The following is a 25,519-nucleotide window of genomic DNA, read 5'->3' as shown; positions in this document are numbered from 1 at the left end:
AGAATCCGCATGGCACGCATCACCGTTGAAGACTGCCTCGAGCACATCCCGAACCGTTTCCAGCTCGTCCTGGCAGCCACGTACCGCGCGCGCATGTTGAGCCAGGGCCACGCCCCGAAGATCGAGAGCCGCAACAAGCCCGCCGTGACGGCGCTGCGCGAGATCGCAGAAGGCAAGATCGGCCTGGAGATGCTCAAGAAGGTGCCCGGCTGATCCTGACGACCGCGCATCCAGCGCGCCTCCGATCAACAGCACCGCCAGGCGGTGCTTTTTTTTGCCTTCGGCCGGCTGGGCACGGGCACGCTACATTTCAGGGTATGAATGAGGTCCTGACCAAACCCTCCGCCCCGGAGCCGCGCCCCGGCAGCGCCCCGGCGGCGGGCGCGTCCGCGGCGGCCGCCAATGCGGCCGCCGCCAGTTTCGCCTCGCTCACCGAGAACCTCGATTACCTCGATGCGGCCAGCATCGAGCAGGTGCGGCAGGCCTACAAATTCGCCGACAAGGCCCACCTGGGGCAACTGCGCAGCAGCGGCGAGCCCTACATCACCCATCCCATCGCGGTGGCCGCCCAGTGCGCCACCTGGAAGCTCGACGCCCAGGCCCTGATGGCAGCGCTGCTGCACGATGCGATGGAAGACTGCGGCGTCACGAAGGCCGACCTGCTGGAACGCTTCGGCCCGCAGGTCGCCGAACTCGTGGACGGCCTCACCAAGCTCGACAAACTGCAGTTCAACACCCGCGAGGAGAACCAGGCCGAGTCCTTCCGCAAGATGCTGCTGGCGATGGCGCGCGACGTGCGTGTCATCCTCATCAAGCTGGCGGACCGCACGCACAACATGCGCACGCTCTCGGACATGCCGCGCACCAAGTGGGGCCGCATCGCATCCGAGACGCTCGAGATCTACGCCCCCATCGCCCACCGCCTGGGCCTGAACCAGACCTACCGCGAGCTCCAGGACCTGTCCTTCCGGCACCTGCATCCCTGGCGCTACGCCACCCTCTCCAAGGCCGTGAACAAGGCGCGCAACCGCCGGCGCGACCTCATCCAGAAGGTGCAGGCCGAGGTGGACGCCGCCTTCGCCCGCATCGGCATGAAGGCCCGGCTCGCCGGCCGCGAAAAGACGCTCTACGCCATCTACCAGAAGATGGACACCAAGCACCTGAGCTTCGCCCAGGTGACGGACATCTACGGCTTCCGGGTGATCGTGTCGTCGGTGACCGACTGCTACACCGCACTGGGCGTCCTCCACCAGCTCTACAAGCCCGTGCCGGGCCGGTTCAAGGACCACATCGCCATCGCCAAGCTCAACGGCTACCAATCGCTGCACACCACGCTCGTGGGCCCCTCCGGCGTCAACATCGAGTTCCAGATGCGCACCGAGGAGATGCACGTGGTGGCCGAGGCCGGCGTTGCGGCGCACTGGCTCTACAAGGCCGAGAACGCCGAGGGCGGCACGGCCGAACGCCTGGGCACCAAATGGCTGCAGTCGCTGCTGGACATCCAGAACGAGACGCGCGACGCCGCCGAATTCTGGGACCACGTGAAGGTGGACCTGTTCCCGGACGCGGTTTACGTGTTCACGCCCAAGAGCCAGATCATGGCCCTGCCCCGCGGCGCGACCGTCGTGGACTTCGCCTATGCCATCCACAGCAACGTGGGTGACCGGGCGACGGCCGCGAAGATCAACAACGAGCAGGTTCCCCTGCGCACCGAGCTGAAGAACGGCGACGTGGTGGAGATCATCACCGCGCCCGTCTCCACGCCCAACCCCGCGTGGCTGGGCTTCGTGCGCACCGGGCGCGCCCGCTCGAAGATCCGCCACTACCTCAAGACGCTCGCCCACACCGAATCCGCAGGCCTGGGCGAGAAGCTGCTCACCCAGGCCCTGCGCGCCGAAGGGCTGGAGCGCCTGCCCTCGGAAGACGAGAACCAGGCCCTCTGGGACAAGCTGCTGCGCTTCACCGGCAACCGCACGCGCACCGAACTCATGACCGACATCGGCCTGGGCAAGCGCATCGCCGGCATCGTGGCCAAGCGCCTCATGGTGCTGATGGCCGAGCACGGCCACCGCCCGGATGCGCTGCTGCTGACCCGCGAGCGCTACACCTCGCACGAGAACGTCTCGCAGGGCGGCGTCACGCTCGACGGCAGCGAGAACGCCTCGGTGCAGTACGCCAGCTGCTGCCGGCCGGTGCCGGGCGACCCGATCGTCGGCTACCTCGGCCGCGGCGAGGGCCTCGTGGTCCACAACGCGCAATGCGGCGTGGCCAAGAAGCTCCAGCACAAGGACAGCGAACGCTTCATCACCGTCGACTGGGCGGACGAGCCCACCCGCATGTTCGAGACGGGCATCGTCGTCACGGTCACCAACGGCAAGGGCGTGCTCGCGCGCATCGCCGCGGAACTGGCCAGCTCCGAAGCCGACATCGTCCACGTCGACATGGACGAGGAAAAGGCCATGGACACCACCGACCTCCGGCTGGTCGTGGCCGTGCGCGACCAGGCCCATATCGAAGCGGCGCTGCGCAACCTGCGCCGCACCACGGCCGTGCTGCGCGCGTTCCGCATCCTGCCGTCGCTGTAGGGCGACGGGCGGGAGCCCTTCCGCCCCCCCGTCAAGCGCTCGTCTTTGCGACCGTCTCGATGTCCGTCTTCGTGCCCTCAATGGGCACGTGAAGACGACAACACAAAGGCGTCAGGTCGGCGCCACGGCCGGGTATTCGACCCGCAGGATCTCCAGCGCGCGCAGCCCGCCGGGCGTGCCCAGCCGGACCTCGTCGCCCTCGCGCGCCTTGAGCAGCGCCCGCGCCACGGGAGACACCCAGCTCACCTGCGACTGGCTGGTGTCCACCTCGTCGATGCCCAGGATGGTGACCGTGCGCTCCACGTCCAGATCGTCCACGTAGGTCACGGTGGCACCGAAGAACACCTGGTCGCTGCCATGGTGCAGCGACGGGTCCACGACCTCGGCGAGATCCAGCCGCTTGGTCAGGAACCGGATGCGCCGGTCGATTTCCCGCAGCCGCTTCTTGCCGTAGAGGTAGTCGCCGTTCTCGGACCGGTCGCCATTGCTCGCCGCCCAGTGGACGACCTCCACCACCTTGGGCCGCTCGTTGTCCATCAGGTCGAGCAGCTCGGACCGCAGGCGGGCATAGCCTGCCGGCGTCATGTAGTTCTTGCTGCCGGCCGGCAACGGGGGCGCGGACGGGAACTCCGCATCGTCGTCCGGAGCGTTGTCGGTTTCCTTGGTGAAGGCCTTGCTCATGAGATCGGTCGGCTCCAGGTGTGATGGCGACCACCAGCGGCGGCTGGCAGAAAATGGAAAAAGCCTCGTGACTTTGACATCACGAGGCTTACCATTTGGTGCGGCTGGCAGGAATCGAACCCACGACCCCTTGGTTCGTAGCCAAGTACTCTATCCAGCTGAGCTACAGCCGCTAAGCTTTGAATTATAGCATGTTTTTGCCACTCTTCAAAAAACTTCTGAGAAACTTTTTTGACCATTTGGATCAAGTCCGTCGCATCAGAAGCAGAACGCTATTGTAGTACAGAAATTCACCGTGCCGGAAGACTTCTGGAATTTTCTATCTGGTAGAGCTTGCCCCGGTGCATGACTGCAGCGCTGCCAGGGACTCCCTGGCGTTCTGATGGCTCCGCTCCAAGGTTTCCATACGGGCCTTGACCTCCCGGATGTCCTCACGCGCGGACTCCCGCTCCCTTGCGGCCACCACCTCTGCCTGCGCGATGCGGCTGTCCTGCCGGGCACGTTCTTCGCTGAACGAGCCATAGGCCAGAGCCACCGATCCGATGAACGCAAGCAACTGGCAGATCGTGCCCACGCTGATCGTCGCGTCGAACTTCAAGTGCTTTTCAGCGTCCGTGGTTTTGGTTTTCATGGCATCTCCTCGTTGCGCGTGAGCGCGTTTGCATGGGTCGCGGCTTGCGCCGCCAACTGCGTCTTCCTGCAGCCTCGGGCGTTACACGACCAACGCCATGAGTGCCTCGGAGGAATGAAAAAAGCCTGCAGAGCGAGCCCTGCAGGCTTTGGGAAATTTCGGGCGAGCTTCTTCTTCGAGGGCTACCGCAATCGCTACAGGCCAATGGCCAGGCTGTCGTTGCGGGCGTTCGACGAAGAGGCGTTGCGCGAGAGGATCAGCACCCTCTGCGATCAACTGATGCGATCACGGTCAGGCGTCACGTCCGCCCAGGACAGAGTGCATGGATTGGAGGGCGCTCTGCACGCAGTCGTCGATAAAGCTGGCAAGGCGGCGTCCCGGCTCGCCATGCGGGACGCTGGACAGGCCGGTAGCATTGCATGCCACGCACTTCCTGGGGGAAAGCCGATCCGTACCAGGCAGGGGCTGGAACTTCCTGCCGAGGCACCTGGAACATGCAGGCTGCAGCCACCAGCGGAGCACGGCGGCCGACACGATCTCGGGAGAATCCATGCTCCATCGGGCCGCCTGCGCGGCAAGCTGCCCGTGCACTTCCGGCAGCGCCCGCAGGCGAGCGGGACGGCACACCCGCTCCGGTGCGCGGCCCCCGTCGGCCTTCCGCGCAGCAGCATCATGTTCCGCGCGCAGCCGCAGGAGCGATCCACCGATGTGGGAGCGGCTCCAACCGGCCGCGACCAGGACATCGGCAGGTGCATGGGGAGAGCTCTCGCGGACACAAAAGCGCAGGTCGGAAGCGTTGGCGGCGGAGCTGTACGCCTCTTCGAGTGCAGAAAAATTGCAGGGGGGCATGGCCATCCTCGTAGTCATGGTTCGTGGTACGGAAACCTTCCAAGGGCTGTCGAACTCCGTAGCGGCCGCGCTGCCGTACCGAACTCGCGTTCATTGATTAAACATCACGTTTACACAAAAGTCCAACTTTTGTTTAAAACAATTTGTTTAATTGGGGCACAATGAAGCCATGCATGAGAGCACCGCCCGCCTTTACCAAGCCGCGTCCGAGATCAGGGATGTTGCAGGCCAGTCCGCAGTAGCCCGGCTGCTCGGGGAGTCGCCCCAGAATCTCAAGAACTGGGAGGTGCGGGGAGTTTCCAAGGCGGGGGCACTCAAGGCCGAGGAGCTCATCGGTTGCTCGGCCGCCTGGGTGCTGACGGGCGACGGGCCGGCGACCAGGCGCGGGGAAACGACTGCCCGGCCGCCTTCACCGGAAAGCAGCGTGTCGGTGCCTCAATTGGCGAACACCGCGTCCATGGGCACCGGGAGCGAGATGGTCCCTGAAGATGTCATGGTCGGTCACCTCACGTTGTCGCCGGCATGGATCGGCAGGACGCTGCGCGGCCTGAGCACGCCGGATAACCTGCGCTTCATCCATGCCTATGGGGACTCCATGGAGCCCACGTTCCTGGATGGCGACGTGCTCCTCGTGGACGCGGGCGTACGCACCCTGGAGGTGGACGGGGTCTATGTGCTGGCGGCCCAGAACCGCCTCTTCATCAAGCGGGTGCGCCAGCGTCTGGACGGGGCCTACGAGATCAGCAGCGACAACCCCACCGTGAAGACGGTGGACGTGCTGGACGGCAAGCACGCGGTAGAGATCCTGGGCAAAGTCATCTGGATCTGGAACGGACGGAAGATCTGACCCTGCGCACGGATTCAAACACCGCGTTGAACCCTTCAGCACGCCGAGCACCGCATCACGACCTGCTCGCCACGTAGTTGCGCAGCCACACCAGCGCCGGGCGCTCCATGCCGTTCTGCCGGACCAGATAGGCACGTTCGGCGTCGCGCCACAGGCCGGGCCGGAAGCCCCACAGGGTCACGCCGCGTACGCCCGGGTGTTCCCAGAACATCGGGAAAATGCGTTGGTAGCTGGCCAACTGTTGGGCATCGGTCGCCCCGTCCAGATCGAATTCGGTGACGTAGATCGGCACGCCGGTGGAAGCCAGGATGTCGAGATTGGAGCGCTGCAGCGACATGGGCGCGTAAGCGGTCTCGAAGGCATGTTCCTGCAGGCCGATCCCATCGATCAGATGTTCGCGCTGCAGCAACTGAATGATCCGGAGATATTGGCGGGTGGCGTTGGCGCTGCCAGTGATGCCGAAGTCATTGATCATCAGCTTGGACCGGGGAAAGTAATGCCGCGCCAGCCGGAACGCCTGCAGAACCCAGTCCCAGCCGGAGGCACCTGCACCACCCAGCGCCTGCATGTAATTGCCGCTGTCAGGGTACCTGCCGTCGGGCTGGTTGTGGCCCGGCAGTATTTCGTTGGCCACTTCCATGAAATCGATGTCAGGGTAGCGCTGCGCCACCGAGGCGAACCAATGCTCGATCGCGGCACGTTGCTCTGCCGGCGGCAACGTCCGCACCCAGGTCGGCTGCTGGCTGCCCCAGATCAGTTGGTGGAACTGGAAAGGCATGTGGTTCTTTTTGGCGAAGTTGTAGGCCTCGTCGAGAGCCCTCCAGTCCATGCGGCCGCGAACCGCCTCCACGCTGCCCCATTTCCCGGCGTTTTCGGGCGTGACCTTGTTCCAGTACTTGTCGAAATCCCGCGCCTCCGGGGCGCTGTAGGCGCACCCCAGGAAACGCTGCTTGCCGGCAGCGATGGGTACGGCACCGGCCGCGCCAGCGAAGGAGAGCGACAGCGCGAACAGAAACGATGTCAGTTTTTTCATGGGCACCTTCCGATAGCAGGGATTGATCTCGAAGGGCGGGAGATCAAGGGCACCATATCGAAGCGGATGCGCACTGTCGTCTTCGGGGCGAACCCGTGAAGCAGCAAGCGAAACGCGGGTGCTGGCCACACTGGCGGCATCGACATCCGCCACGAAGCGCCAGGAGCCGTGCGGAAACACCCGGCTTCTGGGTGGCGGGACGTTCAGGGCGCCATGCGCCCCGAGCCGGCATCGGGCGAAGCGTGTCGCCCCGGTTTTTCGTGTATGTGGTAGGCCGTGCTGGGCTCGAACCAGCGACCAAAGGATTATGCGTGCCACTTCGGCTTTCGCCGCCCGTTTCCGGTTCGTGGCCTGGACTCTGTCTTGCCTTTCGGCCTTCCCGTCGAGTCTCTACACGTTCCCTCCTTGCGGAGGGCTTCGCTCGGCGTTGGCATAGCGCGCAGGACGCGCAGTAGCGTTCACCGAATTTGAGAAGTTCTACTTCAAGGCAGAGTGAACTTACCTTGAGCAACCCATTGGGTGCCGCTCCATTCCCAGGCCGTCGCCTGGGGACAGGAACCTCCCCGTCAAGTCCTCTGCTCTAACCAACTGAGCTAACGGCCCACAGCCTCCGATTGTCGCATAGCCGGCTGGACCGCGGCAAAAACAGGCGCCAGCGGCTTCCTGGAGCACCGGTATGGCCGCGTATCGGCAGTCCGGAAAGCCATGCCGGAAAGCCATGCGTGAGATGCGGACCGGCATCGGGGCAGTCTGTTCACCCATACGCCTCGGCAGTAGTTTGTAACTCGCCCACCTCCGCTCATGGGTTAACCTCGCGATCGCGGGCGCGTTGCTTATGACGATCCGGCCCCTACCGCCAGAACGTCATATGCCCTTGCCCGCCTCCTCCCGTCTTCCGCTGACGCGCTGCGCGCTGGTCGTGGATGACCATCCCCTCGTCGGACGCGGCATGGCCGAGTTCCTGCGCGGCCATCCCCGCCTGGCAGACGTCCGCCACGCCCACGAGACGTCCGAGGCCCTGCGCATCATTGCCTCGCATGGTTCCCCGGTCCTCGCCCTGGTGGATTTCTGGCTCGCGGAGGGCGCAGCGACGTCGTTCATCGGCAATCTCTTCGCGATGTCTCCGGAAACACGCATGCTGATCATGAGCGCGGACCACCATCCGGCCATCGTGCTCAAGGTCCGGGCCAGTGGAGCGCACGGGTTCGTCCACAAGCGGGAATCGCCCGAGACATTCCATGCCGCCGTCAATGCCGTGCTCGATGGCGCCTCCTGGTTCGACCCGGGGGCAACGGCATCCCTCTCCCCCGCAGCCCTCGGCGCCACGCCTCTGCGGGAGATCCATCTCGCTCCCGTCGATCTCGGCCTGACCCCGCGCCAGGGCCAGATCCTCGCCTTGGTTCTGGAGGGGCTGCCCAACAAACCCATCGCGAATGCGCTGCATCTCTCGGAGCACACGGTGAAGGAACACCTGACGGCCATCCTGCAAAAGCTCGGGGTGAGCAATCGCGTGGAATTGATCTCCAGGCTGCGCGGTGTGCGGGTCGATGGGTCCTGAGCCATCGGGTTACTGCGGAACCAGCCTCGAACTGCGCCAGCGATACAACGGGTTACGCAATTCCTGCCATGGCGGGGCACCGGACGAAGGGGCCACCACGTATAAATCCGCGTTTCCGCCTTCCGCCATCCCGAAAATTGGAGAAAACATGAGGATTGCCGCCCCACTGCTTGCCGTCGGCCTGCTCGTCGCCCCTGCGGCCTGGTCCGCCAACCGCGCCTGCGTGATCGAGGGCACCATCTCCGTCGCGGGTGCCGGGACTGCGGTGAAAGACTGCATGGAGTTCTCGTCCGACGTCACGGCGGAGCAACTCAAGAGCAGTTGCGATGCGGTAGCACAGGCATCGGCCGGGCTCGTTGGGAAACCGGGGAAGGTGACACTGATGCGCCAATGTCCGCGGCCTGCCAGCGGTGCATGCAAGGGACTGATGGGCCGGCCGCTCGATGCCTACTATTACGGGCTGTCGGCCGATGCGATCCAGCAGAAGCGGCAAGCCTGCGAAACCTCGACCACCGTGATCAAGGCAGGTACCTGGAGCGACGGCCGGTAAACCGTCCGCCCCCGGCTTTCCGGTCCGCCATGGCCGCATGCCGCGTCATCCGGACCGGGCACCCTAGCGACGATGGCTCAGCGCGTTGGTCACCAGCTTGGAGGTGATGTCCACGATCTGGATCATGCGGTCGTAGGGCATGCGCGTAGGACCGATGACGCCCAGCGTGCCCACGACCTGCCCGTCCACCTCGTAGGGGGCGCTGACCACCGAGAGCTCCTCGAACGGCACGACCTGGCTTTCGCCCCCGATGAAGATGCGCACACCCTCGGCCCGGTTGGAGACGTCCAGCAGGCGCAGTATCTGGGTCTTCTGCTCGAAGAGGTCGAAGGCCTTGCGCAGGTTGCCCATGTCGTTCGAGAAATCGCTCAGGGCCAGCAGGTTGCGCTCGCCGGAGATGACCACCTCCTCCTGCGAGGCGGCCATGGCCTCGGAGCCGACGTTCACCGCGGCCTGCATGAGGGAAGCGATCTCTCCGCGCAACTGGTCCACCTCGGTCTTGAGCCGCTCGCGCACCTCTTCCATCCCCAGGCCGGAATAATGGCTGTTGAGGAAGTTGGCGGCCTCGGCCAGTTGGGACTGGGAATGGTCCACTTCGGTGAAGATCACGCGGTTCTGCACGTCGCCGTCCGGCGAGACGATGATGACCAGCAGGCGCCGCTCCGAAAGGCGGAGGAACTCGATGTGGCGAAAGACCGACGGCCGGCGCGGAGCCATGACGACGCCCACGAACTGCGAAAGGCTGGACAGCAGCTGCGCCGCGTTCGCGATGACCTTCTGCGGCTGGTCGGGAGCGAGCTCGGGGGAGCACAGCTCGCCGCGCTGCACCGTCAACATGGTGTCAACGAACAGACGGTAGCCTTTGGCCGTGGGGATGCGGCCCGCCGAGGTGTGGGGGCTGGCGATCAGCCCGATGTCCTCCAGGTCGGCCATGACGTTGCGGATGGTCGCCGGCGAAAGATCCAGCCCCGACGACCTGGACAGGGTGCGCGATCCCACCGGCTGGCCGTCGGCGATGTAGCGCTCGATCAGCGCTTTGAGCAACAACTTGGCACGGTCATCGAGCATTGAATCATTTTAATGATCTAATTTCCGCGATGAAGCTCAGGTTCCAACGCGTGGCGCTCGTCGGCAAGTACCAGGCGCCCACTTCTGCAGGCATGTCCGACAGCTCGCGCGACGCGCTGGACGGCATCGCCAGATTCCTGGCCAACGAGGGGTGCGAGGTCGCCCTCGAGGCGGATACCGCCGCGAACACGGGGTTCACCGACTACCCGGCGCTTTCCGTGGAGCGCATCGGGCTGGACTGCGATCTCTGCCTCGTGGTGGGCGGCGACGGCACGATGCTGGGCGTCGGCCGGCAGCTCGCCCAGTACCGCACGCCGCTGATCGGCATCAACCAGGGCCGGCTCGGCTTCATCACCGACATTCCCCTGGGCGAGTACCCGACGGTCCTCAAACCCATGCTGCGCGGCGAGTACGAGGAAGACCTGCGCCCCCTCATGCGGGCCCGGGTGATGCGCCAGGGCCAGTGCGTGTTCGAGGCACTGGCGATGAACGACGTGGTGGTCAACCGCGGGTCCACCTCCGGGATGGTGGAACTGCGCGTGGAAGTGGGCGGCCATTTCGTCTCCAACCAGCGCGCAGACGGCCTCATCATCGCTTCGCCCACGGGCTCCACCGCCTATGCCCTGTCCGCAGGCGGCCCGATGCTGCACCCGACGATTCCCGGCTGGGTGCTGGCGCCGATCGCGCCGCATACGCTGTCGAACCGGCCCATCGTACTGTCGGACAGCATGGAAGTGGCCGTGGAAGTCGTCAGCGGGCGCGATGTCAGCGCGAATTTCGACATGCAGTCCCTCGCGTCCCTGCAGCACGGCGACCGCATCCTGGTACAGCGCTCGGACTACCGGGCGCGCTTTCTCCATCCGCGCGGCTGGAACTACTTCGCCACGCTGCGCAAGAAGCTCCGCTGGAACGAAGGAGGCTACTGAGCATGGCGTTGAAGCGGATTGCGCTGCGTGATTTCGTGATCGTCGAGTCCCTCGAGCTGGACCTCCATTCCGGATTCACCGTCCTGACCGGCGAAACCGGCGCCGGCAAGTCCATCCTCATCGATGCGCTGCAACTGTTGCTGGGCGCGCGCGCCGATCCGGGGGTGGTACGCGAAGGCGCGGCGTCCACGGACCTGTGCGCGGAATTCGATGGCACTCCTGCCATCGCGGCCTGGCTGGACGATGCGGGTATTCCACCGGAGGACGGCCTGCTGCTGCGCCGCACCATCGACACCCAGGGCAAGAGCCGCGCGTGGATCAACGGAGTGCCGGTGACCGCGACGCAGATGCGCACCCTGGGCTCCCGCCTCCTCGACATCCACGGGCAGCATGCCTGGCAGAGCCTCACGCGCGCGGACGCTGTGCGCGGCCTGCTGGATGCGTACGGCGGCATCCGCCCGGAAGGCCTGCAGCCCCTCTGGACGCGCTGGCGCGACGACCGCAAGGCACTGGATGCCGCCGTCGCGGGCCAGAACGACATCCAGCAGGAGCGCGACCGGCTCCAGTGGCAGATCGCGGAGATGCAGAAACTCGCCCCCGCCGATGGCGAATGGGAAGAGCTGAACGCGCAGCACACGCGCCTTTCGCATGCGCAGGCGCTGATCGACACGGCCCAGGCCGCGCTGGCGGCGCTGGAGGACGATGAATCGGGCGCGCACGGCCCGCTGGTGCGCGCCCGCGGCCTGCTGGAAGCCAAGGCGTCGCTGGATCCGCAGTTCCAGTCCATGCTGGACGTGCTGGCGTCCTGCCTGGCCCAGGCATCGGACGTGGCGCATTCGCTCCAGGCCTACCTGCGCCACACGGACGTGGACCCGGACCGGCTCGAAACGCTGGATGCGCGCATGGGGCTCTGGATGTCGCTGGCCCGGCGCTTCAAGCGCCAGCCGCAGGACCTGCCCGCGCTGCTCGCCGGCTGGGAGGAAGAGCTCGCACGCCTGGACGGGGCCTCGGACGTGGAAGCCCTCACGGAGCAGGCCCGCCGCAGCGAAGCCGCCTACATGCAGGCCGCCCGGGAGATTTCGCAGAAGCGCGCCAAGGCCGCCCCGCAGCTCGCGCGCGCCATCACGCAGGCCATGCAGGGGCTGGGCATGAAGGGCGGCCGCTTCGACGTGGCGCTCGACGCGCAGGCCGAGCCGGGCCCGCACGGGCTGGACAACGTGGCCTTCCTGGTGGCGGGCCACCAGGGGGTGACGCCGCGCCCGATCGGCAAGGTGGCCTCGGGCGGTGAGCTGTCGCGCATCTCGCTGGCGATCTCGGTGACCACCAGCCGCCTGGGCGAAGCGCCCACGCTGATCTTCGACGAGGTCGATTCCGGCGTCGGCGGCTCCGTTGCGGAGACCGTGGGCCAACTGATGCAGCGGCTCGGACGCGACCGGCAGGTGCTGGCCGTGACCCACCTGCCGCAGGTGGCCGCGTGCGCGGACCACCACCTCGTCGTGTCCAAGCGCTCCCGCCCACAGGGAACGGTCAGCACCGTGGCGGCCACGGAAGGCGACCGCCGCATCCAGGAAATGGCGCGCATGCTCGGCGGCGAGCGCGCTTCGGCCGCCACCCTGGCGCACGCCCGAGAGATGCTGGACAACAGCCGCGCGGCGGCCAAGGGAGCCCGGCCATGATGGCAGACACCCTGGAGATCGTGCTGATCACGGGCATGTCGGGCTCCGGCAAGTCCGTGGCGCTGCACGCGCTGGAAGACGCGGGCTACTACTGCGTGGACAATCTCCCCCCCGAACTCCTCGCGGCCTTCGTGGCGCTCGAGCACCAGCACCACGGCAACCGGGTGGCCATCGCCATGGACGTGCGCAGCGCCACGGCGCTGCCCCTGGTGCCGCAGCAGCTGCGCCGGCTGCGCGGGGAAGGCGTGACCGTGCATTCGCTGTTCCTGGATGCCACGACGGACACGCTGGTGCGCCGCTTCTCGGAAACCCGCCGCCGCCATCCGCTGTCCCGGGATGAATGGTATGGCGAGCCGCATGCGCTCCTGGAAACCCTCGAGCTCGAGCGCGAGCTGCTTGCCGACCTGCGCGAGCAATCGCACGTCATCGACACCAGTGCCATCCGCGCCGCGCAGTTGCAGGGTTACGTGAAGAGCCTGATGCCCGCGCTGCCCGGGCAACTGACGCTGGTGTTCCAGTCGTTCGCGTTCAAGCGGGGCGTGCCGGTGGACGCGGACTATGTCTTCGACGTACGCATGCTGCCGAACCCGCACTACGAGCCGGGTCTGCGCAACCTCACCGGCAAGGACCAGCCGGTGGTGCATTACCTGGAACAGGCCCGGGAGGTGCGGCAGATGCGCGAACACATCACCCATTTCCTGGGGCACTGGCTGGAGCCGCTGGCCCAGAACCACCGCAGCTATGTCACGGTGGCGATCGGCTGCACGGGGGGGCAGCACCGGTCCGTGTATCTCGTCGAGCAGCTCGCAGCGGAATTTTCAGACCGCTGGACGACGCTGCGACGGCACCGGGAACTCGACGGGCGCTAGACGGCCGCCCTGCCCGGGCACCCCGGCTCAGGCCTCCACGGCTCCCGCAGCGGGCAGCTGCAACTGTTCCAGCAGCTTGCGCACGGGGGCCGGCAATCCCAGCGCCTTCCATTGCGCGGCTGTGTACCAGCCGCCCTCCTGCGCCGCTTCGGCCTGGCCGGGCGCGGCAGTTTCCGGCCCGCGCACCAGCAGGGGATGCAGGTGCAGGTCCCGGTGCGTGAGGACATGGAACACGGTGTCCAGTTCCCGCGGCGTGCGGCCCGCGCCGCGCTGCGCGAGCCATTGCAGCGCATCCTCCCGGCTGTCGAACATGGGCGGGCAATGCAGGCCGGCCCAGATGCCCTCGGAAGGCCTGCGCTGCAGCCAGAGGCGCCCCTCGCCGTCGTGCAGCAGCGGAAACCACCATGCCTGCGCCCGCCGCAGCAGCTTGCGCGTGCGCACGGGGTAATCCTCGGGATTGCCGGCCACGGCGGCCACGCATTGCGGTTGCAGGGGGCAGAGAATGCAGGCGGGCTTGCGGGGCGTGCAGAGGCTCGCGCCCAGATCCATCAGGCCCTGCGTGTAGCGGGGCATGGCCTCCTGCAGATCGTCGTGCGGCAGGAGTTCGCTGGCACGGTCCCACAGGTCACGCTCGTTGCGGGCGACGGCCAGGTCGGCATCGAAGCCGAGCACCCGCGTGAGCACCCGCCGGACATTGGCGTCCAGAATGGGCACGCGCTCCGCGAAGCAGAAGGAGGCGATCGCGCCGGCCGTGGAACGGCCGATGCCAGGCAGGCCGGCCAGGGCCTCGGCGGAGCGCGGAAATTCCCCGCCGTACCGATCCACGACCTCCCTGGCGCAGCGGTGCAGGTTGCGGGCGCGGCTGTAGTAGCCCAGCCCGCTCCAGAGGGCCATGACGTCGTCCTCCGGCGCCGCGGCCAGGGCGCGCACGTCGGGGAACCGCTCCAGGAACCGGGTGTAATAGTCCAGCACCGTGTTGACCTGCGTCTGCTGCAGCATGATTTCGGACAGCCAGACCCGGTAGGGGTCGCGCGTCTGCTGCCACGGCAGGTGGTTGCGGCCGTGCACGGCCTGCCAGCGCACCACTTCGGTGGCGATGTCGGGGACCTCGCGCTTCATGCGGACAGCGGCGCCCGGGGCTGGGGCTTGCCGTTTTCCGCCGGCAGGGAAGCCAGTTGCTCCGTCAGCTCGTGCAGGCGCGCCTCCAGTTGCGCGAGTTCCTGCTCGGCCTGCTCGATCTCCGCGATGCGTTCCACGAGGCCACTGGCGGCGTGCTGGATGCGGTCCACGGCCTCGATGCGCCGGGCGAAGCTGCGCTTGCGCTCCCGCAGTTGCGCATCGAGTTGCGCGGTGGCGGACTTGCTCCACAGCTCCAGGTCGTTCGCGGCCGATTCGAACACCGTGCGCAGGCGCATTCCCAGCGCCCGCACGAGGCGCTGCGTGAAGTCGGGCTGCGCCAGCCGCAGGGTGTTGCCTACCCCGATGTACTGCAGGTGGCGGCTTTCGATCTGCTGGATCTCCGTGAGAAACCCCTCGAGCCGCGGCGTGGCGGGCACCTGCAGCGAAAAGCCGAAGTCCGCGTTGAGCTGGCGGAACGTTCCGCCCAGCATGGCGTGGATTTCGGTGGCGGAGGCCTGGGCCTTGTCCATGATGGCGCGCAGGCGCTCGAACGTATCCGCGTACACCTTGCGGACCCCGAGCTTGATCCCCTTTTGCTGAAGGGTTTCGACCAGCGCCGTCATCTCCGCCTTGAGCGAGCGCGCGCCCAGATCATGGAAGATGTCGCGCAGCAGCTTCAGGTGCACGGCGCGCACCGCCTGGATCTTGGCGGCGCTGGCGTCGAATTCGCGCTGCTCCTGCTCGATGCGCACGCGCATGGATTCGATCACCGATGCATTCTTGCCGCGCAGGCTGCGCAGTTCCAGCATCTGGTCGTCGAGGTCGCGGCGGCGGATGTTGATCGTCCGGCCCGCCTCCGAGCGCAGGGACGCCACGCCGGCCGTCACGGCCGAGCGCAGGATGGCCTGGCGCTTGCCCATCACTCCCTGAGCCAGGGCATCTTCCAGCGCCGGCAGCCCGCTCGACTCCAGCAACACGTCGTCGCAGTGGATCTTGGACACCAGGCCCTTCTGGGCGGACACCAGCAGCACCTGGTCGGGCGCCACGCCCAGCATGTCGGCGGAGGCCAGCCGCTGCCGGTCCAGCTGCTCCTGCACCTGGGTCGGGGAGTTCAGCGTGTCCCACAAGGTGTCGATCTTGTTGAGCACCACCAGCTGCGCATCCGCGTGGCCCACGGACGGCGCCACGTGCTGGCGCCAGATCTCCAGGTCCGACCGCGTGACGCCGGTATCCGCGCCCAGGATGAACAGCACGGCATGGGCCTGGGGGATGAGATTGATGGTGAGTTCCGGCTCGGCACCCACGGCATTGAGGCCGGGAGTGTCCAGGATGACCAGGCCCTGCCGCAGCAGGGGGTGGGGAATATTGATCAGCGCATGGCGCCACGCCGGCACCTCCACCAGCCCGTTCGCGTCGGGCACGGGATTCTCCTGCGGCTGGTCGTCGTGCCAGAAGCCGAGGGCGCGCGCCTCGTCCTGCGGGACCCTGCGCACTTCAGACACCTTCTCGATGGCCTGGGCGAGCTGCTCGGCATCGCCGACGTTCAGCGGGACTTCGGTCCACTGGTCCGGCCGCAGCCGCCATTCGGCGAGGCCCTGGGACTGCTTGCGCGTATCGATGGGCAGCAGCCTGAGGCTGTTGGGCAGCGCCGGGTCGTACCCGAGTTCGGTAGGGCACATCGTGGTGCGCCCCGCGCTGGCCGGCATGATGCGGCGGCCGTAGTCGGCGAAGAAGATCGCGTTGATGAGCTCGGACTTGCCGCGCGAGAATTCCGCGACGAATGCGACCATGACCCTGTCGCTGCGCACCTGGTCTTCCAGGCGGCGCAGCTTTTCCTCGATGGCGGCATCCATGAGGGCATGGGACGACATCCATTCCCCCAGGTGCTTCAGTTGCAGCGCGAACGCGCGCCGCCAGGCGCCATGCTGGTCGAATTGCTCGTTGAAAGAAGGTCCCACGGTGCTCCTGGAGGTGGATGCTGCGCTGCGGCCCTGCAGGCACCTGCAAAATATATCAGTACCCCGGGCGGCATTGCCCATTCAAATCAGGGACGCTGGCAGCGGATGCAATAGTACGTGCTGCGCTGCCCCTGCCGCATGGAGCGTATCGGCGTGCCGCAGGTACGGCACGGCAGGCCCTCGCGCCCATAGACGTGGGCTTCGAGCTGGAAATGCCCGGCGTTGCCATCCACGCCGGCGAAGTCCCGCAGGGTGCTGCCGCCTCGTTCCACCGCCCGGGCCAGCACCGCGCGGATCGCCTCGTGCAGGCGCCGGGCGCGCAGGGGCCCGATCGACGAGGCACGCGCCGTCGGCCGGATGCCGGCCAGGAACAGCGCTTCGGACGCATAGATGTTGCCGACACCGACCACCGCCCTGCCCCCGAGCAGGAACTGCTTGACGGGCAGGCGGCTGGCCCGCAGCGCCGCCACGAAGCCCTCCAGCGTGAACGTATCGCCGAGCGGTTCCACTCCGAGCCGGCCCAGCAGCTTCACCGCTTGCGGGCTCGTCTCGGAATCCGCCCAGACGACGGCACCGAAGCGGCGCGGGTCCTTCAGGCGCAGGGTGCCCCGGCTGGTGGCCATGAGGAAATGGTCGTGCGCGCCGGGTGCATCGGCGCTCCGGTCGAAGCGCAGACTTCCGGACATGCCGAGATGGATCAGCAGCATGCCGCGGTCCAGGTCCAGCAGCAGGTACTTGCCGCGGCGCCGCACGGCCACGACGCGCAGGCCGTGCAGGTCTTCGGGAGCACGGCCCAGGGGCCAGCGCAGCGACTTCCCCAGGACCACGGACTCGATCACCGCACCCGCCACGGCGTCCGCGATGCCGCGGCGCGTGACTTCGACCTCGGGCAACTCAGGCATATGGTCGGGCTCCGCAAACAGTATCTGGCATGGATTATTATGAGTCGATGGAGCAATCACATCGACTTCGGAGTGCCGCTTTGCTGTGCGCACTGTATGCCGTGGCGGCGCCCTCTTTCGCGGCCCCGGCTGCTCCCCCGCCCCCCTCCGCGCGAACCCAGCAGACGGAACTGCAGGTGGAGAACATCCCCAACAGCGAAGCGCGCGCAGCCCTGGATGCCGAACTGTTCTACGACATCCTCGTCGGCGAACTGAGCACCAGCCAGGGAGACCCCGGCACCGGCTATGCCCTCATGCTCGAAGCGGCCCGGCGCAGCGGCGACGCCCAGCTCTACCGGCGCGCGACGGACATCGCGCTGCAGTCGCGCTCCGGCGAATACGCCCTGGCGGCAGCGCGTGCCTGGAAGGAAGCCCAGCCGCAATCGCGCGAGGCCAATCGCTACGTGCTGCAGATCCTCATCGCGCTCAACCGCATCCACGAGACGGGCGACCTGCTGCGGCAGGAACTGGCGCAGTCTCCGCCGAAGGACCGGCTGCTGTCACTCCAGGCCATTCCGCAACTGTACGGACGCGCATCTGACAAGGCAGCCGCGGCCGCCATCGTCGAGAAGGCCCTGGCGGACCAGTTGCAGAACCCGGCGACCGGGCCGCTCGCCTGGACGGCGCTGGGGCGGATGCGGCTCGCTGCCGGCGACCGCAAGGGCGCGCTCGAGGCCGCCCGCAACGCCCTGGCGCAGGAGCCCACGCTGGACGCGGCGGCCCTGCTCTCGCTGCAGCTCGTCGAGGCGGGAGAAGCCGACGCCGAGCCGCTGGTGGCCCGGTACATGGGCGGCAAGCCCCAGCCGGAGATCCGCATGGCCTACGCGGGGGTCCTCCTCAACCTGCAGCGCTATTCGGAGGCCGGGACGCAGCTGGACCTGCTCACGCGGGAAGCCCCGGACATGGCCGAGGCCTGGCTGCTGAAAGCGACCCTGGCCCTGCAATCCGACCGCCTGCAGGAATCCGAATCGGCGCTGGAACAGTTCGAACGCCTGCTGCAGTCCTATCCGCCCACGGACCCGCGCAAGGCCGCCATGGGCCAGGCCTACCTGCTGCGCTCGCAGATCGCCGAAAAGCGCGGCGACCTCGCCCAGGCGGAAGCCTGGCTCGGAAAAATCGAGAATTCATCCGAACTCCTGGCCGCTCAGACGCGGCGCGCTTCGCTGCTGGCGCGGCAGGGCAAACTGAACGAAGGCATCGCGCTGATCCGCCGCCTGCCGGCCCGAAACCCGGTGGAAGAACGCCAGAAGCTCGTGGCCGAGGCGCAACTGCTGCGCGACGCCAAGCAGTACCAGCAGGCGTTCGAGGTGCAGGGCAAGGCCGTGGCGATGGCGCCGGGCGATTACGACCTGGCATACGACCAGGCCATGCTGGCCGAGAAGGCCGGCGACCTGGCCGGCATGGAGCGGCTGCTGCGCCAGATCATCGAAAAGCGCCCCGACTACCACCACGCCTACAACGCGCTCGGTTATTCGCTGGCCGAGCGTGGCATCCGCCTCCAGGAAGCCCGGCAACTGATCCAGAAGGCCCTGACCTACGCGCCCAGGGATCCGTTCATCACCGACAGCCTGGGCTGGGTGGAGTTCCGCCTGGGCAATCACGCCGAGGCCGCGCGGCTGTTGAACGAAGCCTTCCAGCGCCAGCCCGACCCCGAGATCGCGGCCCACCTGGGCGAGGTGCTGTGGACCATGGGCGAGCGCTCCAGGGCCCTGCAGGTCTGGCGCACCGGACTGCAGCTGAACAAGGACAACGAAACGCTGCAGGAAACCATCAAGCGGCTGAAGGCCGCCCCGTGAGGGTGGCGTCCTTGCCCGCGGTGCCACTGCGCCGCAGTCTGATCGGAGTCGTGGCAGGATTCGCGCTGGTGCTGGCCGGATGCGCCACCCCGCCCCGCCCGCCCAGGACCGCGGCGCAGCCGGGCACGCGTCAGTGGAACGGCCGCATGGCCCTGCAGGTGGACGACCCCGCGGTGGCGCCCGTCAGCGCCGGATTCGAGTTGAGCGGCGGACCGCAGCAGGGAGAGCTCGTGCTCCTGAACCCTCTGGGCAACGTGCTCGCCACCCTGGAATGGTCCCCTGCCGGCGCCGTGCTGCAAAAGGGCGGCGAGCGCCGCACTTCCCCATCGCTCGACGCGCTGGTGCTCGAACTGACGGGCAGCGCGCTGCCCGTCGCGGCGCTCTTCGCCTGGCTCGATGGCGATGCCATAGCGATACCCGGCTGGACGGTCGATACCAGCAGGCTGGACGACGGCCGGCTGACCGCGCACCGCCAGAGCCCGCTGCCGGAGGCCACGCTGCGCATCGTGCTGGACCGCTGACCCGATCCATGCGCACGCTCCACGACCTGCCTGCCCCGGCCAAGCTCAACCTGTTCCTGCACATCACCGGGCGCAGGCCCGACGGCTACCACCTGCTGCAGTCGGTCTTCATGCTGATCGACTGGTGCGACACGCTGCATATCGAGTTGCGCCCGGACGGCGGAATCAGCCGGGAAGACATGGGCGCCGGGCTGCCTGCCGACGACCTCTGCACGCGCGCGGCCCGCGCGCTGCAGGCGGCCACGGGCACGCGGCAGGGTGCGCACATCGTCCTGGAGAAGTCCATCCCAGCGCAGGCCGGGATGGGCGGCGGCTCTTCGGACGCGGCGACCACGCTGCTCGCCCTCAACCGGCTCTGGGGGCTGGGCCTGGGCCGCACGGCGCTCGAGCGCATCGGACTGTCGCTCGGGGCCGACATTCCCTTCTTCTTGCGCGGCAGGAACGCCTGGGTCGAGGGAATCGGTGAGACAATCATGCCGCTCGAGAACGTGCACGCGCTGCCGCAGAGCCGGTTCGTGGTGGTCAAGCCCGAAGCCGGACTGGATACGAAATCGATTTTTTCGTCTCCTTCGCTGGAACGCAATTCAGAGCGTGCTACAATCTCAGGCTTTGCTGCAGCACACTACCAATTTGGTAAGAACGTTCTGCAGCCGGTCGCAGAAACGCTCTGCCCCGAGGTCTCCGAAGCCATCCGCTGGCTGGAGCACAAGGGATTGCAGGCACGAATGACCGGCTCGGGAAGTGCGGTGTTTGCGCAAATGACACATGCGATCGATTTATTCGATCTGCCCACCGGATGGAGGGCAAAAGTATGTGATAATCTGAGGCTCCACCCCCTAGCAGGGTGGGCAGCAGATGAAGATTGAGGTGGATTGCCATCAGGCAGTCAACCTGTGTAGGGGAGTCGCCAAGCTGGTTAAGGCACCGGATTTTGATTCCGGCATGCGAAGGTTCGAATCCTTCTTCCCCTGCCAAAGCTTTCCGCTTCGGGCATTTACTTCAGACTGCTGGGTCTCGCATGCAAGCCAATCACCCCGACTTCATGGTTTTCACCGGCAATGCCAATCCAGGCATGGCCGCTGATATCGCCCGGCATCTCGGCACGAGCCTCGGCGCCATCGACGTGGCACGCTTCTCCGACGGGGAAGTCACCGTGGAAATCAAGCAAAACGTCCGTGCCCGCGACGTGTTCGTGGTGCAGTCCACCTGCGCCCCCACGAACGAGAACCTCATGGAACTGCTGATCATGGTCGATGCGCTCAAGCGCGCATCCGCCGAGCGCATCAGTGCCGTGATCCCCTACTTCGGCTATGCCCGCCAGGACCGCCGCCCGCGTTCCACGCGCGTGCCGATATCGGCCAAGGTCGTGGCCAACATGCTGCAGGCCGTCGGCGTCGCCCGCGTGCTGACCATGGACCTGCACGCCGACCAGATCCAGGGCTTCTTCGACATCCCCGTGGACAACATCTACGCGTCGCCCGTGCTGCTCGGCGACCTGCGCCAGAAGAACTACGAAGACCTCATCGTCGTGTCGCCCGATGTCGGCGGCGTGGTGCGTGCGCGTGCGCTGGCCAAGCAGCTCGGCTGCGATCTCGCCATCATCGACAAGCGCCGCCCGAAGGCCAACGTCTCGGAAGTGATGCACGTGATCGGCGAGATGGAAGGCCGCAACTGCGTGATCATGGACGACATGATCGACACGGCAGGCACCCTCGTGAAGGCGGCCGAGGTCCTCAAGGAGCGCGGTGCCAAGAAGGTGTACGCCTATTGCACGCACCCGATCTTCTCGGGCCCCGCCATCGACCGCATCTCCCAGGGCGACGCGCTCGACGAGGTGGTCGTCACCAACACCATCCCCCTGAGCGAAGCCGGCAAGGGATGCACCAAGATTCGCCAGCTCTCCGTGGCGCCGCTGATCGCCGAGACGATCCAGCGCATCGCCAAGGGAGAGTCGGTGATGAGCCTGTTCTCGGACTGAGGATTCCATCCTCCCCTGCTCCCGCCTTCCAGCGGGGCAGTCGATGCCAAGCCTCCTTCGGGAGGCTTGCGCGTTCGGGAACCTTTACGGCCCGCGGCCTTGACGGCGCGGGTCTTTGTCAACGCAGGGCCCGCTGGTCGCGGCAGGCCCCCACAGGAGTGAAACATGAACTTCGTCGCTTTTGAGCGCGCAAAGCAAGGTACGGGTGCGAGCCGCCGTCTGCGCAATTCGGGCAAGACGCCCGGCATCGTCTATGGCGGTTCCGCCGAACCCCAACTCATCGAGGTGGACCACAACGCCCTGTGGCACGCCCTGAAGAAGGAAGCCTTCCACTCCAGCGTGCTGGACATGGAACTGGCCGGCAAGACCAGCAAGGTGCTGCTGCGCGACGTGCAGTACCACCCGTACAAGCAACTGGTCCTGCACATCGACTTCCAGCGCGTGGACGAGAAGACCAAGCTGCACATGAAGGTGCCGCTGCACTTCACGGGCGCCGAAGAGTCCCCGGCCGTGAAGATCGACAAGTGCATGGTCAACCCCGTGGCGACCGAACTGGACGTGTCCTGCATGCCCTCCGACCTGCCCGAGTTCATCAACGTGGACCTGAGCAAGCTGGAAAAGGGCCGTTCGCTGCACCTGAAGGACATCAAGCTGCCCCGCGGCGTGTCCCCCGTGGTGCGCGGTGGCCAGCAGAACCCCGTGCTGGTGTCCGTGGTGCCCCCGGTGGCCGAAGTCGAGGCTCCGGCCGAAGGCGCTGCCGCACCGGCTCCCGCTCCCGCCAAGAAGGGCAAGAAGTAATTCCTGCCCGCTGACCGAAAGCTGCCCGCCCGCGGGCCGCCCTCGCCGGCCACGGCCCACCGCTTCCGAGCGCGTGGGCCGTTGCTTTTTGGGGCGCCTGCCGGCGCTCCCCGGATAATCGCGCGCACCATGATCAAACTGTTTGTGGGCCTGGGCAACCCCGGGCCGGATTACGACGCCACGCGGCACAACGCGGGCTTCTGGTGGATCGACGGGCTGGCCCGCGACCTGAAGGTGCACCTCGTGCCGGAGCGGGCCTATCACGGGCTGGTCGCCCGGGCGAACGTGAACGGGCAGAGCGTGTGGCTGCTGCAGCCGCAGACCTTCATGAACCTCTCGGGCAAGTCGGTGGCCGCACTGGCCCGCTTCTTCAAGATCCAGCCGCAGGAAATCCTGGTGGCACACGATGAGCTGGACATCCTGCCGGGACAGGCCAAGCTCAAGCGTGGCGGCAGCCACGCCGGGCACAACGGCCTGCGCGACATCCACGCCCAGCTGGGCTCGCCGGATTACTGGCGCCTGCGCATCGGGATCGGGCACCCGGGCGTGAAGGCCGAGGTGGCGAACTGGGTGCTCAAGAAGCCGTCGCCCGACCACCGCACGCTGATCGAGGACAGCATTGCCCACTCCCTGAAGGCCGCGCCCGCCATGCTGGCCGGAGACATGGACAAGGCCACGCTGCTGGTGCACACGACCAAGCCGCCGCGGCCCAAGCCCCCACGGCCGGCTGCGGCACCGGTGGACGCGCCTGCGGCTCCTGGCGACCAGTAGGCGGGTTCGCGCCGCGGTGCACGGCCCCGCGCGCTATCCGGAGGTTTCGGAGGGACGTTCCGGAGCCCCTGGACCTGCTGCCGCCCCGGCCAGGCGCACGTACTTCTGCATGAGCGTCTCGCGGCTCTCGACATGCAGGGGGTTGACCGGGATGCAGGCCACGGGGCAGATCTGCACGCACTGCGGCTCGTCGAAGTGCCCCACGCACTCCGTGCATTTGTCCGGGTCGATCTCGTAGGTGGCCTCGCCCAGGTAGATGGCGTGGTTGGGGCACTCGGGCTCGCACACGTCGCAGTTGATGCACTCGTCGGTGATCATCAGGGCCATGGGTGCCTCCGGATGGAGCGGCGCACGGTGGGCGTGCGGGAAACGGGCGTCATGGAAGGATTATCCCAGCCCGCCATCCCCATGCCGTGCCAGGGGCCGGCGGCCTCCGGCCTCGGAAGGCCCCGGCGTGTTTGCCGCTATGCTGCGCCTTTCCGCCCACGCCCCCGACCGCCTCTCCATGGGACCGTTCCTTTTCAAGCGCCTGCTCACGTTCGCCGCCACCCTCGCCGGGGCGTCGGTGGTCGTGTTCCTGGTGCTGGAGATCCTGCCCGGCAATGCCGCGCAGGTAATGATGGGCCCCGACGCGTCTCCCGAGGCGGTGGAGGCTCTGGCCGCCCGGCTGGGCCTGGACCAGCCCGCGCCGCTGCGCTACGTGCAGTGGATCGGCGGCCTGCTGTCGGGCGACATGGGAACCAGCCTGGCCTACGGCACGCCCGTGCGCGACCTGGTCCTGGAGCGCCTGGCGCTGACGGTGCCGCTGGCGGTGATGGCGATGGCGATCACGACCGTGCTCGCGCTGCTGGCGGGGGTGTACGCGGCATCCCGCCATCGCCGCTGGGGCGACGTGGGGGTGATGGGGCTGGCGCAGATCGGCATCGCGATCCCCAATTTCTGGTTCGCGATCCTGCTGATCCTGCTGTTCTCGGTGAAGCTGCAGTGGTTCTCGGCGGGGGGGTTTCCCGGCTGGACGGAAGCATCGGGCGGCAGTCCGCTCGCGGCGCTGCAGGCGCTGCTGCTGCCCGCAGTGTCGCTGGCGGTGGTGCAGGCCGCCATCCTCGCGCGCATCACGCGCTCCGCGGTGCTGGAGGTGCTGCGCGAGGATTTCGTGCGCACGGCCCGGGCCAAGGGCCTGTCGCGGCGCTCGGCGCTCTGGGGCCACGTGCTGCGCAACGCGATGATTCCCGTGGTCACCGTCATGGGGCTGCAGTTCGCGAACCTGCTGGCCGGCACGATCGTCGTGGAAAACGTCTTCTACCTGCCGGGGCTGGGCCGGCTGATCTTCCAGTCGATCGCGAACCGCGACCTCGTCGTGGTGCGCAACTGCGTGATGCTGCTGGCGGCCATGGTGATCGTGGTGAACTTCGCCGTGGACCTGCTCTACGCGGCGATCGATCCCCGCGTGAAAGCGAGCGGTCTCTGATGCGCACGCCGCTCCGCGCCCCCGAGCCTGCCGCCACCCGGCCCGCCATGGCAGCGGACGGGCTGCGTCGCGCCCTGCGGCATCCCAGCTTCGCCCTCGGCGCCGCGCTGACACTGGTGATGGTGCTGGCGGCGGGGCTGTCCTTCGCGTGGACGCCCGGGTCGCCCTACGACATGGACATGGGATCGGCCCTCCTGCCGCCCGGAGCCGCGCACTGGCTGGGCACGGATGCGTATGGACGCGACGTGGCCTCACTGCTGCTCGTGGGCGCGCGCAATTCGATCCTGGTGGGCGTGATCGCGGTAGGCATCGGGCTCACGGCCGGCACGGCACTCGGGCTGCTGGCCGCGGCCCGGCGGGGCTGGGTCGAAGAAGCCGTGATGCGCCTGGCGGATTTCACATTCGCGTTTCCCGCGATCCTCTCGGCCATCATGCTGACCGCCGTCTGGGGTGCCGGCGTGGTGAATTCGATCATCGCCATCGGCATCTTCAACATCCCGACCTTCGCGCGCGTGGCGCGCGCCTCGGCCAAGGCTGTCTGGGCGCGGGAGTACGTGCTGGCGGCGCGCGCGTGCGGCAAGGGCCCCTGGCGCATCACGCTGGAGCATGTGCTGCCCAACATCGCCGCCGTGCTGACCGTGCAGGCGACGATCCAGTTCGCGCTGGCGATCCTGGCCGAGGCCGCCCTCTCCTACCTGGGCCTGGGCACGCAGCCGCCGCAGCCCTCCTGGGGCCGGATGCTGAGCGAGGCGCAGACGCTGATGTTCCAGGCGCCCCTGCTGGCCGTGTGGCCCGGGCTGGCGATCGCGCTGGCGGTGCTGGGATTGAACCTGCTGGGCGACGGGCTGCGCGACCTGCTCGATCCACGCCTGGCGCGCCGCCGCTGAACGAAGAAG

At 67.3% G+C, this 25,519-nt stretch carries 24 protein-coding genes and 2 tRNA genes; 17 read left to right on the top strand and 9 right to left on the bottom strand.

Translation table 11 applies throughout. From position 1 onward, the window contains the following. Positions 1–9: 9 nt before the first annotated feature. Both rpoZ and BLR99_RS07615 read left to right on the top strand, forming a co-directional pair. Positions 10–213: a DNA-directed RNA polymerase subunit omega gene (gene rpoZ, locus BLR99_RS07620; RefSeq protein ID WP_011796632.1), complete on the top strand. Its 204-nt coding sequence runs from the start codon at positions 10–12 to the stop codon at positions 211–213. A gap of 104 nt (positions 214–317) precedes the next feature. Beyond that, positions 318–2,585, top strand: a complete 2,268-nt coding sequence (locus BLR99_RS07615; protein WP_046060530.1) for a RelA/SpoT family protein — start codon at positions 318–320, stop codon at positions 2,583–2,585. Between the two features lie 111 nt (positions 2,586–2,696). On the opposite strand, the gene greB is transcribed toward BLR99_RS07615, so the two are convergent. From greB to BLR99_RS07600, 3 genes are all read right to left on the bottom strand, one after another. Continuing rightward, the gene (greB, locus tag BLR99_RS07610; RefSeq protein ID WP_017437954.1) at positions 2,697–3,266 is read right to left on the bottom strand and encodes a transcription elongation factor GreB; all 570 of its coding nucleotides are present in this window, start codon (positions 3,264–3,266) and stop codon (positions 2,697–2,699) included. 96 nt (positions 3,267–3,362) lie between these two features. Then, a tRNA-Arg gene (locus BLR99_RS07605) sits at positions 3,363–3,439 on the bottom strand. Positions 3,440–3,585: 146 nt separating this feature from the next. Next, positions 3,586–3,897, bottom strand: coding sequence for a hypothetical protein (locus BLR99_RS07600; RefSeq protein ID WP_011796635.1), 312 nt, complete (start codon positions 3,895–3,897; stop codon positions 3,586–3,588). A 1,018-nt stretch (positions 3,898–4,915) separates the two neighbouring features. Here BLR99_RS07600 and BLR99_RS07590 point away from each other — a divergent pair. Continuing rightward, a complete protein-coding gene (locus tag BLR99_RS07590; protein WP_017437956.1) occupies positions 4,916–5,593 on the top strand; it encodes a S24 family peptidase in 678 nt (225 codons plus the stop codon). Positions 5,594–5,648: 55 nt separating this feature from the next. On the opposite strand, the gene BLR99_RS07585 is transcribed toward BLR99_RS07590, so the two are convergent. Continuing rightward, positions 5,649–6,626 carry an endo-1,4-beta-xylanase gene (locus BLR99_RS07585; protein ID WP_011796638.1) on the bottom strand — a complete coding sequence of 326 codons (978 nt, stop codon included), beginning with the start codon at positions 6,624–6,626 and terminating at the stop codon, positions 5,649–5,651. A gap of 868 nt (positions 6,627–7,494) precedes the next feature. Between BLR99_RS07585 and BLR99_RS07580 the strand changes: the two genes are divergently transcribed. Together BLR99_RS07580 and BLR99_RS07575 are read left to right on the top strand one after the other, a co-directional pair. Further along, the gene (locus BLR99_RS07580) at positions 7,495–8,184 is read left to right on the top strand and encodes a LuxR C-terminal-related transcriptional regulator (RefSeq protein WP_017437957.1); all 690 of its coding nucleotides are present in this window, start codon (positions 7,495–7,497) and stop codon (positions 8,182–8,184) included. Positions 8,185–8,332: 148 nt separating this feature from the next. After that, positions 8,333–8,734, top strand: a complete 402-nt coding sequence (locus BLR99_RS07575) for a hypothetical protein (protein ID WP_017437958.1) — start codon at positions 8,333–8,335, stop codon at positions 8,732–8,734. A gap of 63 nt (positions 8,735–8,797) precedes the next feature. On the opposite strand, the gene hrcA is transcribed toward BLR99_RS07575, so the two are convergent. Beyond that, positions 8,798–9,802, bottom strand: coding sequence for a heat-inducible transcriptional repressor HrcA (gene hrcA, locus BLR99_RS07570; RefSeq protein ID WP_011796641.1), 1,005 nt, complete (start codon positions 9,800–9,802; stop codon positions 8,798–8,800). A gap of 29 nt (positions 9,803–9,831) precedes the next feature. Here hrcA and BLR99_RS07565 point away from each other — a divergent pair, with 29 nt between their 5' ends. From BLR99_RS07565 to rapZ, 3 genes are read left to right on the top strand one after another with little or no spacing between them, the layout of a single operon-like run. Continuing rightward, positions 9,832–10,728 (top strand): NAD kinase, encoded by an 897-nt coding sequence (locus tag BLR99_RS07565; RefSeq protein ID WP_011796649.1) that lies wholly within the window; start codon positions 9,832–9,834, stop codon positions 10,726–10,728. A 2-nt stretch (positions 10,729–10,730) separates the two neighbouring features. Then, positions 10,731–12,404, top strand: a complete 1,674-nt coding sequence (gene recN, locus BLR99_RS07560; protein WP_011796650.1) for a DNA repair protein RecN — start codon at positions 10,731–10,733, stop codon at positions 12,402–12,404. Then, a complete protein-coding gene (gene rapZ, locus BLR99_RS07555; protein ID WP_011796651.1) occupies positions 12,401–13,273 on the top strand; it encodes an RNase adapter RapZ in 873 nt (290 codons plus the stop codon). The genes recN and rapZ overlap by 4 nt, the downstream gene beginning before the upstream one ends. A 27-nt stretch (positions 13,274–13,300) precedes the next feature. On the opposite strand, the gene mutY is transcribed toward rapZ, so the two are convergent. From mutY to mutM, 3 genes are all read right to left on the bottom strand, one after another. Next, positions 13,301–14,392: an A/G-specific adenine glycosylase gene (gene mutY, locus BLR99_RS07550; protein WP_011796652.1), complete on the bottom strand. Its 1,092-nt coding sequence runs from the start codon at positions 14,390–14,392 to the stop codon at positions 13,301–13,303. Further along, positions 14,389–16,350 (bottom strand): dynamin family protein, encoded by a 1,962-nt coding sequence (locus BLR99_RS07545; protein WP_011796653.1) that lies wholly within the window; start codon positions 16,348–16,350, stop codon positions 14,389–14,391. Before BLR99_RS07545 ends, mutY begins: the two co-directional genes overlap by 4 nt. 86 nt (positions 16,351–16,436) lie before the next feature. Further along, positions 16,437–17,252 carry a bifunctional DNA-formamidopyrimidine glycosylase/DNA-(apurinic or apyrimidinic site) lyase gene (gene mutM, locus BLR99_RS07540; RefSeq protein WP_011796654.1) on the bottom strand — a complete coding sequence of 272 codons (816 nt, stop codon included), beginning with the start codon at positions 17,250–17,252 and terminating at the stop codon, positions 16,437–16,439. Between the two features lie 29 nt (positions 17,253–17,281). Between mutM and BLR99_RS07535 the strand changes: the two genes are divergently transcribed. The 7 genes from BLR99_RS07535 to pth all read left to right on the top strand — a co-directional run bounded on the left by BLR99_RS07535 (position 17,282) and on the right by pth (position 23,155). After that, positions 17,282–19,087, top strand: coding sequence for a tetratricopeptide repeat protein (locus BLR99_RS07535; RefSeq protein WP_041827552.1), 1,806 nt, complete (start codon positions 17,282–17,284; stop codon positions 19,085–19,087). A gap of 11 nt (positions 19,088–19,098) precedes the next feature. Beyond that, positions 19,099–19,608, top strand: coding sequence for a lipoprotein insertase outer membrane protein LolB (locus BLR99_RS07530; RefSeq protein ID WP_116212502.1), 510 nt, complete (start codon positions 19,099–19,101; stop codon positions 19,606–19,608). An 8-nt stretch (positions 19,609–19,616) separates the two neighbouring features. Further along, entirely contained in the window at positions 19,617–20,474 is an 858-nt protein-coding gene (gene ispE, locus BLR99_RS07525; protein ID WP_011796657.1) for a 4-(cytidine 5'-diphospho)-2-C-methyl-D-erythritol kinase, read from the top strand. 31 nt (positions 20,475–20,505) lie between these two features. Next, positions 20,506–20,582, top strand: a tRNA-Gln gene (locus tag BLR99_RS07520). 44 nt (positions 20,583–20,626) lie between these two features. After that, the gene (locus BLR99_RS07515; protein WP_074686990.1) at positions 20,627–21,586 is read left to right on the top strand and encodes a ribose-phosphate pyrophosphokinase; all 960 of its coding nucleotides are present in this window, start codon (positions 20,627–20,629) and stop codon (positions 21,584–21,586) included. A 165-nt stretch (positions 21,587–21,751) separates the two neighbouring features. Beyond that, positions 21,752–22,384, top strand: a complete 633-nt coding sequence (locus BLR99_RS07510) for a 50S ribosomal protein L25/general stress protein Ctc (RefSeq protein WP_011796659.1) — start codon at positions 21,752–21,754, stop codon at positions 22,382–22,384. A 129-nt stretch (positions 22,385–22,513) separates the two neighbouring features. Continuing rightward, positions 22,514–23,155: an aminoacyl-tRNA hydrolase gene (pth, locus tag BLR99_RS07505; protein ID WP_011796660.1), complete on the top strand. Its 642-nt coding sequence runs from the start codon at positions 22,514–22,516 to the stop codon at positions 23,153–23,155. Between the two features lie 33 nt (positions 23,156–23,188). On the opposite strand, the gene BLR99_RS07500 is transcribed toward pth, so the two are convergent. After that, positions 23,189–23,482: a YfhL family 4Fe-4S dicluster ferredoxin gene (locus tag BLR99_RS07500; RefSeq protein ID WP_011796661.1), complete on the bottom strand. Its 294-nt coding sequence runs from the start codon at positions 23,480–23,482 to the stop codon at positions 23,189–23,191. A gap of 178 nt (positions 23,483–23,660) precedes the next feature. Here BLR99_RS07500 and BLR99_RS07495 point away from each other — a divergent pair, with 178 nt between their 5' ends. Beyond that, a complete protein-coding gene (locus BLR99_RS07495; RefSeq protein ID WP_041828111.1) occupies positions 23,661–24,623 on the top strand; it encodes an ABC transporter permease in 963 nt (320 codons plus the stop codon). Next, the gene (locus BLR99_RS07490; protein WP_011796663.1) at positions 24,623–25,510 is read left to right on the top strand and encodes an ABC transporter permease; all 888 of its coding nucleotides are present in this window, start codon (positions 24,623–24,625) and stop codon (positions 25,508–25,510) included. Before BLR99_RS07495 ends, BLR99_RS07490 begins: the two co-directional genes overlap by 1 nt. Positions 25,511–25,519: the final 9 nt, after the last annotated feature.

Origin of the sequence: Paracidovorax citrulli (genome assembly GCF_900100305.1) — a bacterium.
Lineage (GTDB): Bacteria > Pseudomonadota > Gammaproteobacteria > Burkholderiales > Burkholderiaceae_C > Paracidovorax > Paracidovorax citrulli.
The sequence above is the reverse complement of the archived record's forward strand: the minus strand, read 5'-3'. Positions and strand labels throughout refer to the sequence as shown.

Excerpts from the sequence above, each read along its gene's own strand:
- rpoZ (WP_011796632.1), top strand. The coding sequence starts at position 10 with ATGGCACGCATCACCGTTGAAGACTGCCTCGAGCACATCCCGAACCGT.
- BLR99_RS07615 (WP_046060530.1), top strand. The coding sequence starts at position 318 with ATGAATGAGGTCCTGACCAAACCCTCCGCCCCGGAGCCGCGCCCCGGC.
- greB (WP_017437954.1), bottom strand. The coding sequence starts at position 3,266 with ATGAGCAAGGCCTTCACCAAGGAAACCGACAACGCTCCGGACGACGAT.
- BLR99_RS07600 (WP_011796635.1), bottom strand. The coding sequence starts at position 3,897 with ATGAAAACCAAAACCACGGACGCTGAAAAGCACTTGAAGTTCGACGCG.
- BLR99_RS07590 (WP_017437956.1), top strand. The coding sequence starts at position 4,916 with ATGCATGAGAGCACCGCCCGCCTTTACCAAGCCGCGTCCGAGATCAGG.
- BLR99_RS07585 (WP_011796638.1), bottom strand. The coding sequence starts at position 6,626 with ATGAAAAAACTGACATCGTTTCTGTTCGCGCTGTCGCTCTCCTTCGCT.
- BLR99_RS07580 (WP_017437957.1), top strand. The coding sequence starts at position 7,495 with ATGCCCTTGCCCGCCTCCTCCCGTCTTCCGCTGACGCGCTGCGCGCTG.
- BLR99_RS07575 (WP_017437958.1), top strand. The coding sequence starts at position 8,333 with ATGAGGATTGCCGCCCCACTGCTTGCCGTCGGCCTGCTCGTCGCCCCT.
- hrcA (WP_011796641.1), bottom strand. The coding sequence starts at position 9,802 with ATGCTCGATGACCGTGCCAAGTTGTTGCTCAAAGCGCTGATCGAGCGC.
- BLR99_RS07565 (WP_011796649.1), top strand. The coding sequence starts at position 9,832 with ATGAAGCTCAGGTTCCAACGCGTGGCGCTCGTCGGCAAGTACCAGGCG.
- recN (WP_011796650.1), top strand. The coding sequence starts at position 10,731 with ATGGCGTTGAAGCGGATTGCGCTGCGTGATTTCGTGATCGTCGAGTCC.
- rapZ (WP_011796651.1), top strand. The coding sequence starts at position 12,401 with ATGATGGCAGACACCCTGGAGATCGTGCTGATCACGGGCATGTCGGGC.
- mutY (WP_011796652.1), bottom strand. The coding sequence starts at position 14,392 with ATGAAGCGCGAGGTCCCCGACATCGCCACCGAAGTGGTGCGCTGGCAG.
- mutM (WP_011796654.1), bottom strand. The coding sequence starts at position 17,252 with ATGCCTGAGTTGCCCGAGGTCGAAGTCACGCGCCGCGGCATCGCGGAC.
- BLR99_RS07535 (WP_041827552.1), top strand. The coding sequence starts at position 17,282 with ATGGATTATTATGAGTCGATGGAGCAATCACATCGACTTCGGAGTGCC.
- ispE (WP_011796657.1), top strand. The coding sequence starts at position 19,617 with ATGCGCACGCTCCACGACCTGCCTGCCCCGGCCAAGCTCAACCTGTTC.
- BLR99_RS07515 (WP_074686990.1), top strand. The coding sequence starts at position 20,627 with ATGCAAGCCAATCACCCCGACTTCATGGTTTTCACCGGCAATGCCAAT.
- BLR99_RS07510 (WP_011796659.1), top strand. The coding sequence starts at position 21,752 with ATGAACTTCGTCGCTTTTGAGCGCGCAAAGCAAGGTACGGGTGCGAGC.
- pth (WP_011796660.1), top strand. The coding sequence starts at position 22,514 with ATGATCAAACTGTTTGTGGGCCTGGGCAACCCCGGGCCGGATTACGAC.
- BLR99_RS07500 (WP_011796661.1), bottom strand. The coding sequence starts at position 23,482 with ATGGCCCTGATGATCACCGACGAGTGCATCAACTGCGACGTGTGCGAG.
- BLR99_RS07495 (WP_041828111.1), top strand. The coding sequence starts at position 23,661 with ATGGGACCGTTCCTTTTCAAGCGCCTGCTCACGTTCGCCGCCACCCTC.
- BLR99_RS07490 (WP_011796663.1), top strand. The coding sequence starts at position 24,623 with ATGCGCACGCCGCTCCGCGCCCCCGAGCCTGCCGCCACCCGGCCCGCC.